Source organism: Pseudomonas sp. REP124 (assembly GCF_020164475.1).
Lineage (GTDB): Bacteria > Pseudomonadota > Gammaproteobacteria > Pseudomonadales > Pseudomonadaceae > Aquipseudomonas.
Genome location: NZ_JAIQWX010000146.1, coordinates 1 through 15,411, shown reverse-complemented (window position 1 = coordinate 15,411; position 15,411 = coordinate 1). Strand labels below are relative to the sequence as shown.

At 60.3% G+C, this 15,411-nt stretch carries 11 protein-coding genes; 10 read left to right on the top strand and 1 reads right to left on the bottom strand.

Annotated features, from left to right (window positions below; all coding sequences use genetic code 11):
• Nucleotides 1-173 precede the first annotated feature (173 nt).
• The 5 genes from K9857_RS25175 (at nucleotide 174) to K9857_RS25155 (ending at nucleotide 7,920) form a co-directional block, all read left to right on the top strand.
• Entirely contained in the window at nucleotides 174-1,769 is a 1,596-nt protein-coding gene (locus K9857_RS25175) for a toxin VasX (RefSeq protein ID WP_224540429.1), read from the top strand.
• A complete protein-coding gene (locus tag K9857_RS25170; protein ID WP_224540427.1) occupies nucleotides 1,717-3,639 on the top strand; it encodes a hypothetical protein in 1,923 nt (640 codons plus the stop codon). Before K9857_RS25175 ends, K9857_RS25170 begins: the two co-directional genes overlap by 53 nt.
• 20 nt (nucleotides 3,640-3,659) lie before the next feature.
• Nucleotides 3,660-4,415 (top strand): hypothetical protein, encoded by a 756-nt coding sequence (locus K9857_RS25165; RefSeq protein WP_224540425.1) that lies wholly within the window; start codon nucleotides 3,660-3,662, stop codon nucleotides 4,413-4,415.
• A gap of 266 nt (nucleotides 4,416-4,681) precedes the next feature.
• Complete coding sequence (locus K9857_RS25160) at nucleotides 4,682-7,294, top strand: EAL domain-containing protein (protein WP_224540423.1); 2,613 nt, start codon at nucleotides 4,682-4,684, stop codon at nucleotides 7,292-7,294.
• 206 nt (nucleotides 7,295-7,500) lie between these two features.
• Complete coding sequence (locus K9857_RS25155) at nucleotides 7,501-7,920, top strand: organic hydroperoxide resistance protein (protein WP_224540420.1); 420 nt, start codon at nucleotides 7,501-7,503, stop codon at nucleotides 7,918-7,920.
• A 655-nt stretch (nucleotides 7,921-8,575) separates the two neighbouring features.
• Here the strand turns inward: K9857_RS25155 and K9857_RS25150 are convergent.
• Nucleotides 8,576-8,812: a hypothetical protein gene (locus K9857_RS25150; protein ID WP_175380401.1), complete on the bottom strand. Its 237-nt coding sequence runs from the start codon at nucleotides 8,810-8,812 to the stop codon at nucleotides 8,576-8,578.
• A 169-nt stretch (nucleotides 8,813-8,981) separates the two neighbouring features.
• On the opposite strand from K9857_RS25150, the gene K9857_RS25145 reads away from it, so the two are divergent.
• From K9857_RS25145 to K9857_RS25125, 5 genes are all read left to right on the top strand, one after another.
• Nucleotides 8,982-10,742 (top strand): L-lactate permease, encoded by a 1,761-nt coding sequence (locus K9857_RS25145; protein WP_224540418.1) that lies wholly within the window; start codon nucleotides 8,982-8,984, stop codon nucleotides 10,740-10,742.
• A gap of 270 nt (nucleotides 10,743-11,012) precedes the next feature.
• Entirely contained in the window at nucleotides 11,013-12,512 is a 1,500-nt protein-coding gene (glcD, locus tag K9857_RS25140) for a glycolate oxidase subunit GlcD (RefSeq protein WP_224540416.1), read from the top strand.
• Complete coding sequence (gene glcE / locus K9857_RS25135; RefSeq protein ID WP_224540414.1) at nucleotides 12,512-13,576, top strand: glycolate oxidase subunit GlcE; 1,065 nt, start codon at nucleotides 12,512-12,514, stop codon at nucleotides 13,574-13,576. The genes glcD and glcE overlap by 1 nt, the downstream gene beginning before the upstream one ends.
• A 3-nt stretch (nucleotides 13,577-13,579) precedes the next feature.
• A complete protein-coding gene (glcF, locus tag K9857_RS25130; RefSeq protein ID WP_224540412.1) occupies nucleotides 13,580-14,797 on the top strand; it encodes a glycolate oxidase subunit GlcF in 1,218 nt (405 codons plus the stop codon).
• 166 nt (nucleotides 14,798-14,963) lie between these two features.
• Complete coding sequence (locus K9857_RS25125; protein WP_224540409.1) at nucleotides 14,964-15,365, top strand: heme-binding protein; 402 nt, start codon at nucleotides 14,964-14,966, stop codon at nucleotides 15,363-15,365.
• Nucleotides 15,366-15,411: the final 46 nt, after the last annotated feature.

Here is a 15,411-nt window from a genome sequence, read left to right as displayed (position 1 = left end):
TGCGCACTTTTCGGGGTTTTTTCGCCTTTTCGGCGACCATAATCTCCAAGTAATCGTCTCATCCTCCCGGATTCATTGACCTTCATTATCTCTGGCACGTTCCTTGACTAGGTGTTCATCCCCTGCATGGCGGTTTTTGCCCTGCTGAACACCGAAAACCACAAGGAAATGTGATGAGCTACGCAACAGAAGCCCAGCTGGATCAGGCCCGGCGCAATCAGGAATTCCAGAACATACCGATGGGCTACGGCCAATGCGGATTGATGCAAAAGGAAGTCGCGGTTTTCCCGGTTCGTTATGCCGTGGACGAGTCACCGCAAAAAGGCAGCAACCAGGGCCCGAATCCGCTTCCGAAAAAATGGTCAGACCCCGCCTTGCCGCCGTTGAAGACCCGCAGCTATACCCTGCGCCAGCTGCGGGACGGCTGGCTGTACGTGTGGAGCAGCGCAGACGACACCTTCCATGAGTATCAGGTGGAACGCGAGATGCTCATTCGCCACGAATGGACCGAGCGCGAACTCAATCAGGACACCCGCCATAACCCCGGCCAGGCACGCCAATACCTGCTCTATTCCCGTCGAACCCAACTGCGTATCGCCTACTCGCCCGTGCAATGGACCTGGCGGATGTGCGAACTGATGCGCAGCAACGCCGCCGAGCAATCTCGCTGGATGCGCAGCGTTGACCTGCCAGCGTACTGCCTCACCGGAAAAGCCACTCACGGTGAAGCGATCACCGAACTAGGCAAATGCGTCGCGGATATTTACGCCTATGGCGGACAGGCGCCGAGCTTCACCAGCACCTCATTGCCCACCGAATCCACCGACCCGGACGCGGTGTTCAAGCCGGCCTTCGAAGAAGCGCTGGTACGAGGCCGGGTACCGATGCAGGACACGGCGCTGTTTGTCGCCCTGGACGATCCGCTGGCGGTGATCGATGACCTGAACATGAATCTGGTCGGTCGGCTTTTGGAGCAGAGCCAGTTCGACGCCCTGCATGAGCATTCACTGCAAAGCGCGCTGGCCGTGCAGAACCTGTGCGGGTTTGATGCCGAGTCGTTCATTCCTTCCTCGATCCAGGATCCGGCCCAGCGTCAGGCTTATACCGATGACCTGTATCAACTGCTGAGCACCCATGATGAAGTCGAACGCGCCAAGGAACTGGTGCCACCCGAGGATAACGCGATGGTGATGATGGGCGCCGGCGCCACAGTCGCGGCCGGTGAACGTTCGTTCAAGGCTCGCTGGGGACATCTGCCGGATCCACGCCAATGGCGAACCGCCTTGGAAGAATGGGAAGCCAAACGCTACTGGCGCGAAGACGTGCACTTCGACAAAGTCCAAACCTACCTGAGCCAAACCACCGTCGAAGCGACCTTGCTACAGGCGCATATCCAGCGCAGTGCCGACGACCTGATCGACTGGCTCGACCAACTGAACCCAGGCGCCGAATCCGTCTATCACGACAGCGGCCACGAAGATCAGGCCAGCCAGCTGCTGGAAACCGCCCATGCCCTCTACACCGCCTTGGGCAACGTCGAACGCGGACAGCAATGGCTACTCGCGCAAGCCGCGCAGCCCAGCAAACTGTTCGGCACCGCGCTGTACAACTTCAACCCGGAACTCGCCTCACTGATCAAACAGGTCACCCACAACTTCAGCACCACCGGCAAACTCGACGACCAGGGCCGCGAAGGCGACGGCCACTCCCCCGACGTTGAACCCGAGATCCCCGGGCGACGCCACGAGCATCGGCACCCGCTTCAATGAAATCAAGGCGGTGCTGGACCTGGAATCCGTGCGCGACAGCCAGCTCTACCAGGCCATGAGCAGCACCGCCAAACAGGCAATGAACACTCTCCTCGACGTCGCCAACCACAAGGCCAGAGACGCCTGGCACGGCTTGAGCCTCATGCTGCTGCCGGCCATGAAACAGCAACTGGCGCTGACCCTGGCCGTACCCCAAGTGCTGATCTCCACCGAAATCTCCATGGACACACAGCTGGTCTACAACCCGAACTACCAGCGCGAGTACCAGGCCTGGCTGCTGGAAATCGCCACCGTGCAGAACAAGATAGCGTCCTCCAACAACGCCTTACGCCATCGCGCGGCGCCTCACGATCAACGCGCCGCGCGTCACTTTCTGCGAGCCCAAGAAGAGCGCCTGAAACACCTCTTCTTGCAACGCCCCAACCAGATCTCTGCTCAAACCTCAGGCCCCACGCGCCTGCCTGTCGACCTGCCACAAATCAACCGCTGGCTCTCCGATCTGGGGAAATCGGAAGTGATCGAGCAGCTGAAAACATTCGGCACTCAGGAACACCAGCGCAGCACTAAAGCCTGGATGAACCAGAACCTGGGCAATGCCTTGCCGGCCCTGCTGGTGGGCCTGAACGTATGGAACCTGCATCACACGGCCAAACAGGCGAAGAACGATGGCAGATTCTCGGCGGATGAATGGCGCAATGTGAGTGCGAGTGCGGCGTATGCGGGGAATGCGATCGCGGCGTTGTGGGTGGGGCCGGCTTGGAATCGTGCGGGGGGAATGTCTGCATCACTCGGTACTAAATCATCGAAGGTTGCGCAGGCGGGATACTCCGCTTGGATAAACGAGGCCAAAGCCGCTTCCGCAGGGAGTGCCAAAGCAGCGGTGGCCAGCGAGATGGCGGCCTTCTCGAAAGGCCTGATCTGGCGCACGGTGACTTGGGCGACATTGGGGGCTGTTGCGAGCGGGCTTGAAGCTTGGCAGTTGTCCCAAGAGGCTGATGGCGCGACCAGTAAGATAGAGAGAGGTTTGATCAGCGGGAAGATGTATATCGCGATTGGAATGTCACTTGTCGCTACTGCGCAGATGATCGGCACGGGCCTTGGCTATTGGTTTGGTTTTGCCTGGGTGATGTCCAACCCGGTGATCATCACACTGGCTATCTTGGGCATCGCCTATTTGATGATCAGCATGGCCGCCAACCGCTACAAACGCGAGGGACTGCGCCTGTGGCTGTACCGTTGCAATTGGGGGCGCGGATCAATTCCTGAATGGCAGGGTGATGAAGGCCATTTCAAGCAAATGCAAGCGCTGCTGGAAACCCTGCAACGCCCCAGCGTCGTAGGCCGTGCCTTGTCTTACGGCGGGCGCAGTATGCACAGGAGACATCTCGGTTTCTGGCTACAGATCCAGGTGCCGAACGGATTGGCAGGCAAGAATGTGAACCTGCAACCAGCGATGATCCAGACACATCTGTTTTATCCCGACGAACTGCAAAGCACCAAGGACAAGTTCTACGACAGGTTCCTCAATGGTTACTGGATAGATCCGAATCTGCTCGGCCAGTTACCAGACGGTCCCGGTACCAAAGACAACCCGGCTGACTTCATCTACACCGGCGCACAACAGCATCGTCTTTGGCAAGTATGGATCGAGTTTTCCAAAGCCAGCCCGGTCCTTGAATTGGAGATCAAGTACCCGCCCGGTGTGCTTCAGCGTGCTGATGGTCGTGGATACATATTTCGAATGGCACTTGAACTGAGCACGAGCGAAGCGGATCGGGTCAACGATGCTTTCAGCGGCGAACTAAAGGAAAAAGACATCGTGCTGAAAGAACAGAAAACCCAGCTTCTGAAACTGACCATCCCTAACTGAGCTAATGGACGAGCCCTGACATGTTTAAATTCAACAAAGCACTTGATTTACCTCCGCAACTCCACTGGAAATTCTCTGATGAGCCGGAGTTGTTGGGATGGACTATCCGAGCGCGCAATTACAATACATTTGTGGCCAATTGCATGTTTATCTTTATGGCGCTGCTAACGGCATTAGTTACATATGCCGCAGACCGAGTTACTGGCATTAACGAAAGTTACCTAAATAGAATATCAGTGAGCTTGGGATTCTATATTTTCATAATGTCCGTCATTTCAAGCATGACTCATCAGCGAATGAACTTCGCCTACCGCCTCACGCGATCAGGAGTAGAACATTGCGAGTGGAAAGACTTTCCCAAGTGGGTATTGCCATTTTTGAAATGGCTTACCGGCATAACGGCAATTATTTTCATCTGCATGGCAAGCATCGACCCGGCATTCCTGATCGGCGCACTGGTAGGCCCTGGCGGCATGGGACTGATGTACCTGTCTATGGTCCACTCAAAGAGCTATCAGGAGATGCATACTCAATACCATCACTACGCATATAAATGGGAAGAAATCACGCAGCTCGCCATCGCAACCAATAGAGAAGTAGTCGACCTGAAATACAGCGTCACTCAGGAAGGTGATGATTTTAAAACCAACTGGAGCCTCAATGTTTTTTGCAAGCGTAAGCAAAAAGAGCACGTAGCAGAATTAATTAAGCCGTATTTGACTTCGGGCGTGCCGGTCATCAAAGCCAACGTTAACGTCCCCCTCAGTACGGAATGAGAAATGCGGGGGGAGGCTTAATTTTCACGTGACTCACCTGCACCGAAAATAGAGCCGCCCCCTTTTTTACCCGGCTGTAGGAGCGAGCTTGCTCGCGATGGAGGCCCGGGCACCGCGGGGCATCAGGCGTCCAGCGTTATCGTTGGCGACCATCGCGAGCAGGCTCGCTCCCACAAAGAGACGTACGGCGTATCCATCTGAAAGTCTGAACGATCCGGTTAAAACGCCCCTCTAGATGCAGTGCCACTGGATCCAAGGACGCGTAAATGGACGTTTCTTCCGCTGCATCCCCCCTCCCCACGCGGCAAAGCCCGGTCACCCGGCGTTTGGCGTATGCCATCGGTGCGCTGTTCATCGCGGGTGTGTTTGCCGTCGGTGCCGTGTTGTTGAGCATCGCCAGTCATCTGGACGAAGAGGACGCGGCCGATATCCGCTTCTACTCCGCCCGAGCCTTGGAAAACCGCATCGCCAATTCGCAGAACTACATGACCAGCTACTCCTACTGGACGCCGGCCTATGAGCATTTCAATGGTGAAGTCGATGTGAATTGGGCCTACAACGAACAGAACGTTGGCAAAACCATGTTCACCAGCGACGGCTATGAAGGCGTGTTTCTCATCGATCGGGCGCGAACCAAGTACGCGATGATTCGCGGTGAGCTGGTCCAGGGCGATATTTCCGACTACCTGAAAGCCTCCGTTCCACCGCTGATTGAACAGGTCCAGAGCTCAGCGGATCTGACCAAACCGGTCAGCACCTATGCATTGTTCGAGGGCCAGCCTGCACTGGTCACCGCCGCTGCCGTGATCCCCAATGACGAACACCAGATCAAGGACCCGAAGTCCACGTCGGTGCTGCTGTTCGTCGACAAGTTGACCCCGGCTAAACTGGAGAAACTGGGCAACAGCTACGGATTGATCGACCTCAATCTCGCCGCCGATGACCAGATCAGTGCAGACCGGCCGCGAGTGCCGCTCGACAGCACCGGCTTCAGCCTGGTCGCGCAAATGCAGCGCCCTGGAGAGCACCTGTTGTGGTCACTGCTTCCTGCGCTTGGCGGATCACTGACGCTGATGTTGTTTTTGACCTTCTATTTCTTCCGCCACGCGCTGCGCTCATCGGACTACGTCGATAAGAGCTACGCGCAACTGCAAGCCTCGAACCAGGCGCTGGAAGCTGCCAACCATGCTCTGGAGTCCAGCGAGGAGCGATTTCGCGCGGTAGCCGAAGCCGCTTCCGACTGGATCTGGGAAATCGACAACCAGCAGACAATCACTTACGTATCCGGGCGCTTCAGCGAAGTCACCGGGTTCTCGGTCGAGCAATGTCTGGGAAAAAACATCGAACAGGTGCTGTATTGCGACACCATGCCACTGCATCTGTGGCTGCATAAGATCGCCGATGGCAGCCACGCCAGCGACCTGCGTTGCACCTACCGCGATCAGTCGGGCCAGCAGCGTTACTGCCGATTGTCGGCGCGACCCATCCGCCACAAAGGCGTGCTGGTCGGCTTTCGCGGTACCGCCAGCGACATCACCGACGAAGTCGCCGCCCACGCGCAGATCCAGCACCTATCGATGCACGACGCGCTGACGGGCCTGCCGAACCGCAACAAGCTCTCGCGCTTTCTCGATGAAGCCCTGTCACTGAAAGAGCAGTCCGTGCCGCTTTCGTTGCTGGTGATCGACCTGGACAACTTCAAGCCGATCAACGACTCCCTCGGTCATCCCGCAGGCGACGCGGTGCTGCAGCAGGTCGCCGCACGCATGCGCGAATGCACCCGCGACCACGACATCGTCGCGCGGCTGGGCGGCGATGAATTCGTGGTGGTGCTGCACGGCATGGACAGCCATCATGAGATCGACAAATTCTGCACCCGCCTGATCGGCAGCCTGCATCAGCCGATCCTGTTCGAAGGTCACAACCTGCAGATCGGCGCGAGCATCGGCATCGCCCTGAGCCGCCGTCACAGCCATGTCCCAAGCGACTTGATCCGGTATGCGGATATCGCGCTGTACCAGGCCAAATCCGAGGGCAAGAACACCTGGTGCTATTTCGAATCGCACATGAGCGAGCAGATTCAGACCCGCCTGCAACTGGAAGATGACTTGCGCCGGGCGGTAAAAAACGACGAATTCGTCCTGCATTTCCAGCCGCGCTACAAGGTCGATGGCAAGAAAATCGTCTCGGTGGAAGCCCTGGTGCGCTGGCAGCATCCGACCCAAGGCCTGCTGGGGCCGGACCGTTTCATTCCATTGGCAGAGCAGACCGACCTGATCGTGCCGCTGGGCCGCTGGGTGTTGCGCGAGGCCTGTGAAACGGCGTTGACCTGGCCAGCCGACATCCTGCTGTCGGTCAATCTATCGCCAGCGCAGTTTGCCCTCAGTGACGTGGTCGAGGATGTGCGCCAAGTGCTGGTCGAGACGCGTTTTCCCGCCAGTCGCCTGGAGCTGGAAATCACCGAAAACGTGATGCTCAACGACACCGACGGCGCCCTCACCACCATGATTGCCCTGAAGGAACTCGGGGTTCGTCTGAACATGGACGATTTCGGTACCGGCTATTCGTCCCTCGGCTACTTGCGCGCCTATCCGTTCGACGGGCTGAAGATCGACAAGCGCTTCATCGCCTCCATCGCCAGCGGCGGCAACGACCGCGCGGTGGTGCAGGCGATCATCGGGCTGGGCAAGGCCATGGGCCTGACGGTGACCGCCGAAGGGGTGGAAACCGAGGAGCAGCTGGGGATTCTGGATTCCGATCAATGCCATGAAGTGCAGGGTTACTTCATGAGCCGGCCGGTGGACAAGCAGGCTTTTGCAAAACTGTTGAATGCATCCCGCAAGCCCCGGCTTGCGGCACGTTCGGGCGTTCGCCAGTAATTCACCAGATACGTGATGCATTGGGGCAAACGGGTTTGTATCGCCGTGTAGGTTTTGCCTGCGAATCTACACGACGATACACAACCGTCGGTTCACGACACACGCGGCCTACATGGGGATGAAAAAGTGCGCCTGTCGCCCTTGCGGTGTTCTTCGCTCCTTCGAGCGACACCCGGGCCCAAATGCCAAAAACTACAGGAGCCCCCATGATCAACAACATCGAAACCGTGCTATACACCGGCAAGACCGTCACCACCGGCGGCCGTCAGGGCGAGTCCCGCAGCGACGATGGTCGCCTGGAGGTCAAGCTGTCGCCACCAGGTTCTTCGGGCAGTGGTACCAACCCCGAGCAACTGTTGGGCGCCGGTTGGTCCGCCTGCTTCATCGGTGCCATGGGCAAGGCTGCGGCGGCGCTGAAGGTGGCATTGCCGACGGACGTCAGCGTCGCTACCGAAATCGACCTGGGCAAAACCGACAACGCCTTCTTCCTCCAGGCGCGCCTCAACGTTAGTCTGCCAGGCATTGACCCCATCCTGGCCCGCACCCTGGTAGATGCCGCCCACCAGACCTGCCCGTACTCCAAGGCCACCCGGGGCAACATCGACGTCACCATTAATCTCATCTGACACGCGAGCAGGCTCGCGATGGTCGCCTACGATGACGCAGGGCATCTGACGCCCCGCGACGTTCTCGAGTACATCGCGAGCAGGCTCGCTCCCACAAAAGGCCGGCGGACATCGCCAGACCTTTGTAGGAGCCGAGCTTGCTCGCGATGGTGGTCAACGATGACGCTAGGCATCTGACACCACGCGGTGCTCTGGGGTGCATCGCGAGCAAGCTCGGCTCCTACAGCAGAGCAGTGGATTTTTTGGATGCCGGAAATTAGAAAGCCCGCACAAGGCGGGCTCTATAGTGGGTTTAGTAGGTGGCCAGTGCTGGTCTCTGGCTTACGAGGTTTCTCAGGAGTCTCACAGGTACAGCAATGCGCTGTCCTGCTTCACACGGCATAAGGGCTGGATCTCAGCGCGGAGATCTTTCTAACCGTGTACCCTTCGGAGCGCGCCCCACGCGTCCTCGCTATCCGCTTGCGCATCAGTCTGCGTTCTCACCTACAGGGTTCAGATTAGCAAAGCGTTCAAAAAAGGGAACCGGGTTATTAGACCGTTTTCGCCCTTCGACTGGTGCCGAAAAACCCAAACATGCTATGACTTCGAATTGCATCGTCTGACAAAGCATCGCGAGCAGGCTCGCGATGGCCTCACCTGAATCTTGAGCCAAGCACTACAACGTCCGCTGACTATTCCCAATCCCCTTTGCGATATCCACGCCCCAATCCATCGCCGCCTCCATATCGAGCATGTGCGGCTTGGGATCGTGATTTTCGTCAATCACCGAGCCGTCCGGGCGGTAGACGCCGATGAACATTCCAAGCGATCCATCTTTGAGAATTTCGGCCTTGACCCGGATGCTGCATCCGTTGGACAGCGTTTCCTTGTGTTCAATATGGCGCTCGGTCATTGCTGTTTTCCTCCCGTGGCTGGATTCGAACCTTACTGCAAAGGCTAGCTCAGACCCTCGAATTCGCAGGCCTGGCTGCCGAATCTGACAGCAGCGTAATGCCACCTATACTACAAGCCACCGTCCCCCCTGGGGTCTGCACGTCCAACAATAAAAAGCAGAGGTGAACATGGTCTGGCAGCAAATCTACGATCCGTTCAACAACCCTGTGGTATCCACCCTTCTCGCCGCCGTGCCGGTTGTCGTAATGCTGGCGGCGCTGGCGTTCTTCCATGTCAAAGCGCACCTGGCCGCGATCATGGCGTTGGTGTCAGCACTTGTAATTGCCATCTTCGCCTTCGGCATGCCCGCCGACATGGCCGGTTCCGCTGCCTTGTACGGCGCGGCCAACGGGCTGCTGCCGATTGGCTGGATCGTGCTGAACATCATCTTTCTGCACCGGCTGACCACTGAAAACGGCTCGTTCAAAGTGCTGCAGGACTCTCTGGCGCGGATCACCGACGACCGCCGCCTGCAATTGCTGCTGATCGCCTTCTGCTTCGGCGCGTTCTTCGAAGGCGCCGCCGGTTTCGGTACGCCGGTAGCGGTGACCGGGGCGATTCTGATCGGTTTGGGCTTTTCGCCCCTGGCCGCCTCGGGCCTGGCGCTGATCGCCAACACCGCCCCGGTAGCGTTCGGCGCCCTGGGCACGCCGATCATCACCCTGGCCAAGGTCACAGGGCTGGATGAGATGGAGTTGTCGATGATGGTCGGCCGGCAGCTGCCGTTCTTCTCGGTGATCGTGCCGTTCTGGCTGATCTGGGCCTTCGCCGGCTGGCGCAAGATGATGGAGATCTGGCCGGCGATCGTTGTCACCGGGGTCAGCTTCGCGGTGCCGCAGTTCATCGTTTCCAACTACCACGGGCCGATGCTGGTGGACGTGATCGCCGCCCTCATTTCCATGGCCTGTCTGACCGGCTTCCTCAAGGTCTGGAAACCCGCCACCGTGCACACCTCCGCGGCACTGACCGGGCGGGTCGACGACTCGAAAATCGATGATGAATATGCCTCCAAGACCGAGCCTACCGCTGCCTTCGCCGGCGATTCGAAAAAGGCCGTGATGCGCGCCTGGATGCCGTGGATCATCCTGACCATCTTCGTTTTCGCCTGGGGGACCCAGAGCTTCAAGAACAGTTTCGACACCCGTGCCGCGATCGATCCGGCCACCAGCGCGGCCAAGCTCGATCCTCAGGGCAAACCGCTGCGCGAAGCCAATCCGGTGTTCGCTCCGGTACTGACCTTCACCACCATTCACCAGCAGATCGAGAAAGTGCCGCCGGTGGTGCCTGCGCCGAAGGTCGAGGAAGCGGTGTACAAATTCACCTGGTTCACCGCCACCGGCAGCGGCATCCTGCTGGCCGCCATCGTCGGCGGCCTGCTGATGGGCTATTCGATTCCGCAGCTGATCAAGCAGTACCTGCGCACGATCTGGGTGGTGCGCTATTCGCTGATCACCATCACCGCGATGCTTGCCCTGGGCTTCCTCACGCGCTATTCGGGACTGGACGCCACCATGGGCCTGGCCTTCGCCGCGACGGGGATCTTCTACCCGATGTTCGGCACCCTGCTCGGCTGGCTCGGTGTGGCACTGACCGGCTCCGACACGGCGTCCAACGTGCTGTTCGGTGGTCTGCAACGGGTTACGGCCGAACAACTGGGCTTGAGCCCCGTACTGATGGCCGCCGCCAACAGCTCCGGCGGGGTCATGGGCAAGATGGTCGACGCGCAATCCATCGTGGTGGCGTCCACCGCGACCCGCTGGTACGGGCATGAAGGGGAGATTCTGCGCTACGTGTTCTTCCACTCGATCGTGCTGGCGCTGCTGGTGGGCGGGCTGGTGACGTTGCAGGCGTATGTGGCGCCGTTCAGTCATATGGTGGTGGGGCATTGATGGGTTCACCTCTGACTGAAGAGGTTCGTCTATGTAACGAGGACCACCTGTGGCGAGGGGGCTTGCCCCCGTTGGGTCGCGAAGCGGCCCCCTGCATTCTTCCAGGCAAACCGGGGATTCAGGTTTTGCGACTGCTTCGCAGCCGAACGGGGGCAAGCCCCCTCGCCACAGACAAGCCCCTTACCACAAAGTTATTGGCCAGCCTATTAGGCCTTGAAATGCCCGGGCGATCGCCCGGGCTTTTCATGAAGGGAGTATCGTTAAGCGACCATGAACATTCTCTACGATGAACGCGTCGACGGCGCCCTGCCCGACGTGGACAAGGCCGGGTTGTTGGCGGCTCTGCGCGCGCAGTGGCCGGATCTCGAAGTGCTGCACCAGACCGAAGAACTCAAGCCCTACGAATGCGACGGGCTGTCGGCCTACCGCACCACGCCGATGCTGGTGGTACTACCGCGCGATATCGCTCAGGTTCAGGGCGTGCTGCGCTTGTGTCATGAACGCCGTGTACCGGTAGTCGCCCGTGGCGCCGGCACCGGGTTGTCCGGCGGCGCCCTGCCCCTGGAAAAAGGCGTGCTGCTGGTGATGGCGCGCTTCAATCAGATTTTGCACATCGACCCCGAAGCCCGCACCGCGCGGGTCCAGCCAGGGGTGCGCAATCTCGCCATTTCCCAGGCCGCTGCGCAATACGGTCTTTACTACGCGCCGGACCCATCGTCGCAGATCGCCTGCTCCATCGGCGGCAACGTCGCCGAAAACGCCGGCGGCGTGCATTGCCTCAAATACGGCCTGACCGTGCACAACGTGCTGCAGGTCGACATCCTCACCGTCGACGGCGAATGTCTGACCCTCGGTTCCAACGCCCTCGACGCCCCGGGCCTCGACCTGCTCGCCCTGTTCACCGGCTCTGAAGGCATGCTCGGGGTCATCACCGAAGTCACCGTCAAGCTGCTGCCCAAACCGCAATCGGCCAAGGTCCTGCTGGCCGCCTTCGACTCCGTGGAAAAAGCCGGCGGCGCCGTGGCCGACATCATCGCCGCCGGGATCATCCCCGGTGGCCTTGAGATGATGGACAACCTGGCCATCCGCGCCGCCGAGGACTTCATCCACGCCGGCTACCCGGTCGAGGCCGAAGCCATTCTGCTGTGCGAACTCGATGGCGTCGAAGCCGACGTCCACGAAGATTGCACTCGGGTGCGCCAGGTGCTGGAACAGGCCGGAGCCACCGAAGTGCGCCTGGCCCGCGATGAAGCCGAGCGCGTGCGCTTCTGGGCCGGGCGCAAGAACGCCTTCCCGGCGGTGGGCCGTCTGTCGCCGGATTACTATTGCATGGACGGCACCATCCCCCGGCGCGAGTTGCCCGGCGTGCTCAAGGCCATCACCGAGCTGTCCGCCGAATACAACCTGCGGGTGGCCAACGTGTTCCACGCCGGCGACGGCAACATGCACCCGCTGATTCTGTTCGACGCCAACCAGCCGGGCGAACTGGAACGCGCCGAAACCCTGGGCGGCAAGATCCTCGAACTGTGCGTGAAAGTCGGTGGGAGCATCACCGGCGAACACGGGGTCGGCCGCGAGAAAATCAATCAGATGTGCGCCCAGTTCAACAGCGATGAACTGACCCTGTTCCACGCCGTCAAAGCAGCATTCGACCCCAGCGGCCTGCTCAACCCAGGGAAGAACATCCCGACCCTGCATCGCTGTGCCGAGTTCGGCGCCATGCACGTGCATGCCGGGCAACTGCCCTTCCCTGACCTGGAGCGATTCTGATGCACGGCACAGGCGATATCGACGACAGCCAGACGTTGCTCGAACAGGTCAACCAGGCGCTGGAAAATGCTACGCCGCTGCGCATTCAAGGCTCCAACAGCAAGGCCTTTCTGGGGCGCATCGTCGCCGGGGAAATCCTCGACACCCGCAGCCATCGCGGCATCGTCAGCTACGACCCCACAGAACTTGTGATCACCGTGCGCTGCGGCACGCCGCTGGCCGAACTGACGCAGGTGCTAGACGCTGCTCAGCAGATGCTGCCCTGCGAACCCCCGGCCTTCGGCGACGGCGCCACCGTCGGCGGCATGATCTCTTGCGGGCTGTCCGGGCCTCGGCGCCCTTGGTCCGGTTCGGTACGCGATTTCGTCCTCGGCACACGAGTCATCACTGGCCATGGCAAGCATCTGCGTTTCGGCGGTGAGGTAATGAAAAATGTCGCCGGCTACGATCTTTCGCGCCTGATGGCCGGCAGTTACGGCACCTTGGGCCTAATCACCGAAGTCTCGCTCAAGGTCCTGCCCAAACCCCGGCAAACCCTGAGTATCAGCCTGGAAATGAATAGCGAGCGTGCCTTGCAGAACCTGTCGAAATGGGGCCAGCAACCCCTGCCGATCAGCGCCGCCAGCCATGACGGCGAACGCCTGTACCTGCGCCTGGAAGGTGGCGAAGGCTCGGTGGCTTCAGCCCGTGACCGGTTGGGCGGCGAGCTGTTGGACGGCAGTTACTGGGACGATCTCAACGAACATCGCCTGCCGTTCTTCGACGAGGACCAACCGCTCTGGCGCCTGTCCTTGCCGCACAACACGCCGAAACTGTCCCTGCCCGGCCGGCAACTGATCGATTGGGGTGGCGCCCAGCGCTGGCTCAAGTCCGATGCCGAGGCCGCCTTCATCCGCCACGTGGTCGAGGAGTTCGGCGGCCACGTCACCTGCTACAGCCATGGCCTGACCGACAACCCGTTCCATCCCTTGTCCACCGCGCTGATGCGCTATCACCGAAGCCTCAAGCAGCAACTCGACCCCCGGGGCATTTTCAACCCCGGTCGCCTGTACGCGGAGCTTTGAACCATGCAGACCACCCTGAGCGAAAACGCCCGCCGCCTGCCCCGTGCCGAAGAAGCCGACAGCATCCTGCGCAGTTGCGTGCATTGCGGTTTCTGTAACGCCACCTGCCCCACCTATCAACTGTTGGGTGATGAACTGGACGGCCCGCGCGGGCGCATTTACCTGATCAAGCAGGTGCTGGAAGGCAATGAGGTCACGCAGAAAACCCAGCAGCATCTGGATCGCTGCCTGTCGTGCCGCAACTGCGAAACCACCTGTCCCTCCGGCGTCGATTACCACAATCTCCTGGACATCGGCCGCGCGGTGGTCGACGCGGCGGTCCCGCGCCCCATCGGCCAGCGCCTGTTGCGCGAAGGCCTGCGCACGCTGGTACCACATCCCGATTTGTTCAAGGGGCTGGTCAGTGGCGGCCAGGTGTTCCGCGCCCTGCTGCCCGACGCCCTGCAAAGCAAATTGCCGCGCAGTGCCACGCTGAGCAAACCGCGCCCGGCCACCCGCCATGCGCGGCAGGTCTTGATGCTCGAGGGCTGCGTGCAACCGGGGCTGTCGCCCAATACCAACGTCGCGGCGGCCAGAGTCCTGGATCGACTGGGGATCAGCGTCACGCCTTGTCGCCAGGCTGGCTGCTGCGGCGCCGTGGACTATCACCTCGACGCTCAGGCCGCTGGTCTGGATCGCGCCCGCCACAACATCGATGCCTGGTGGCCGAGCATCGAGAATGGCGCTGAAGCCATCGTGCAGACCGCGAGCGGCTGCGGCGCTTTCATCAAGGATTACGGCCACCTGCTCGCCAGCGACCCGGCCTATGCCGACAAGGCGCGCAGGGTCAGCGCACTGGCCAAGGATCTGGTGGAGGTATTGCGCGACGAACCGCTGGAAAAGCTCGGCATCCACAACGCCCACCGCCTGGCCTTCCATTGCCCCTGCACCTTGCAACACGCGCAGAAACTCGGCGGCGCCGTGGAGAAACTGCTCGAACGCCTGGGCTTCAACCTGACCTTCGTGCCCGACAGCCACCTGTGCTGCGGCTCGGCGGGCACCTATTCGCTGACCCAGCCGGAACTCTCGCGGCAACTGCGCGACAACAAAATGAACGCCCTGGAAAGCGGCTACCCTGAAGTGATTGTCACGGCCAACATCGGCTGCCAGTCGCACCTCGATGGTGCGGGGCGTACGCCGGTCAAGCATTGGATCGAGGTGGTAGAAGGGGCTTTGCCCTGACCTGCGATGAACCCTGGAGCGAGCATGCTCGCGATGGTCGTCAACGATAACGCTGGAAACCTGATGCCCCGCGTTGTCCCGTCCTCCATCGCGAGCATGCTCGCTCCTACAGGGTCAGATGCGAACTCAGGGACCTTTTTTTACGCCAAAAACGCTGGAGAATTCGATGAAAAGCAAAGCAGTGCTCGGCCAGGCCGAAGTGATGAAGATCCTCACCGCCGCGCACACCGAGGCGCAGAACAATCAGTGGCTGGTGACCATCGTCATCGTCGATGACGGCGGCCACCCATTGGCCCTCGAACGCCTCGACGGCGCCGCGCCCATCACCGCCTACATCGCCACCGAAAAAGCCCGAACCGCCGCATTGGGCCGGCGCGAATCGAAGAGCTATGAAGAGATGGTCAACGGCGGGCGCACCGCATTCGTCACCGCCCCCCTGCTGACCTCGCTGGAAGGCGGCGTGCCGATCATCATCGATGGCCAGGTCATCGGCGCCGTGGGCGTGTCCGGGGTCAAGGCCGAGCAGGATGCGCAGGTGGCAAAAGCCGGTGTGCAGTCCCTCAAATAACCCCGTCCCTGTAGGAGCGAGGCTTGCCCGCGAAGCTTTTGACAAT

What these genes read in the sequence shown, in the direction of transcription:
- K9857_RS25175 (WP_224540429.1), top strand. Translation starts at nt 174, where the DNA reads ATGAGCTACGCAACAGAAGCCCAGCTGGATCAGGCCCGGCGCAATCAG.
- K9857_RS25165 (WP_224540425.1), top strand. Translation starts at nt 3,660, where the DNA reads ATGTTTAAATTCAACAAAGCACTTGATTTACCTCCGCAACTCCACTGG.
- K9857_RS25160 (WP_224540423.1), top strand. Translation starts at nt 4,682, where the DNA reads ATGGACGTTTCTTCCGCTGCATCCCCCCTCCCCACGCGGCAAAGCCCG.
- K9857_RS25155 (WP_224540420.1), top strand. Translation starts at nt 7,501, where the DNA reads ATGATCAACAACATCGAAACCGTGCTATACACCGGCAAGACCGTCACC.
- K9857_RS25150 (WP_175380401.1), bottom strand. Translation starts at nt 8,812, where the DNA reads ATGACCGAGCGCCATATTGAACACAAGGAAACGCTGTCCAACGGATGC.
- K9857_RS25145 (WP_224540418.1), top strand. Translation starts at nt 8,982, where the DNA reads ATGGTCTGGCAGCAAATCTACGATCCGTTCAACAACCCTGTGGTATCC.
- glcD (WP_224540416.1), top strand. Translation starts at nt 11,013, where the DNA reads ATGAACATTCTCTACGATGAACGCGTCGACGGCGCCCTGCCCGACGTG.
- glcE (WP_224540414.1), top strand. Translation starts at nt 12,512, where the DNA reads ATGCACGGCACAGGCGATATCGACGACAGCCAGACGTTGCTCGAACAG.
- glcF (WP_224540412.1), top strand. Translation starts at nt 13,580, where the DNA reads ATGCAGACCACCCTGAGCGAAAACGCCCGCCGCCTGCCCCGTGCCGAA.
- K9857_RS25125 (WP_224540409.1), top strand. Translation starts at nt 14,964, where the DNA reads ATGAAAAGCAAAGCAGTGCTCGGCCAGGCCGAAGTGATGAAGATCCTC.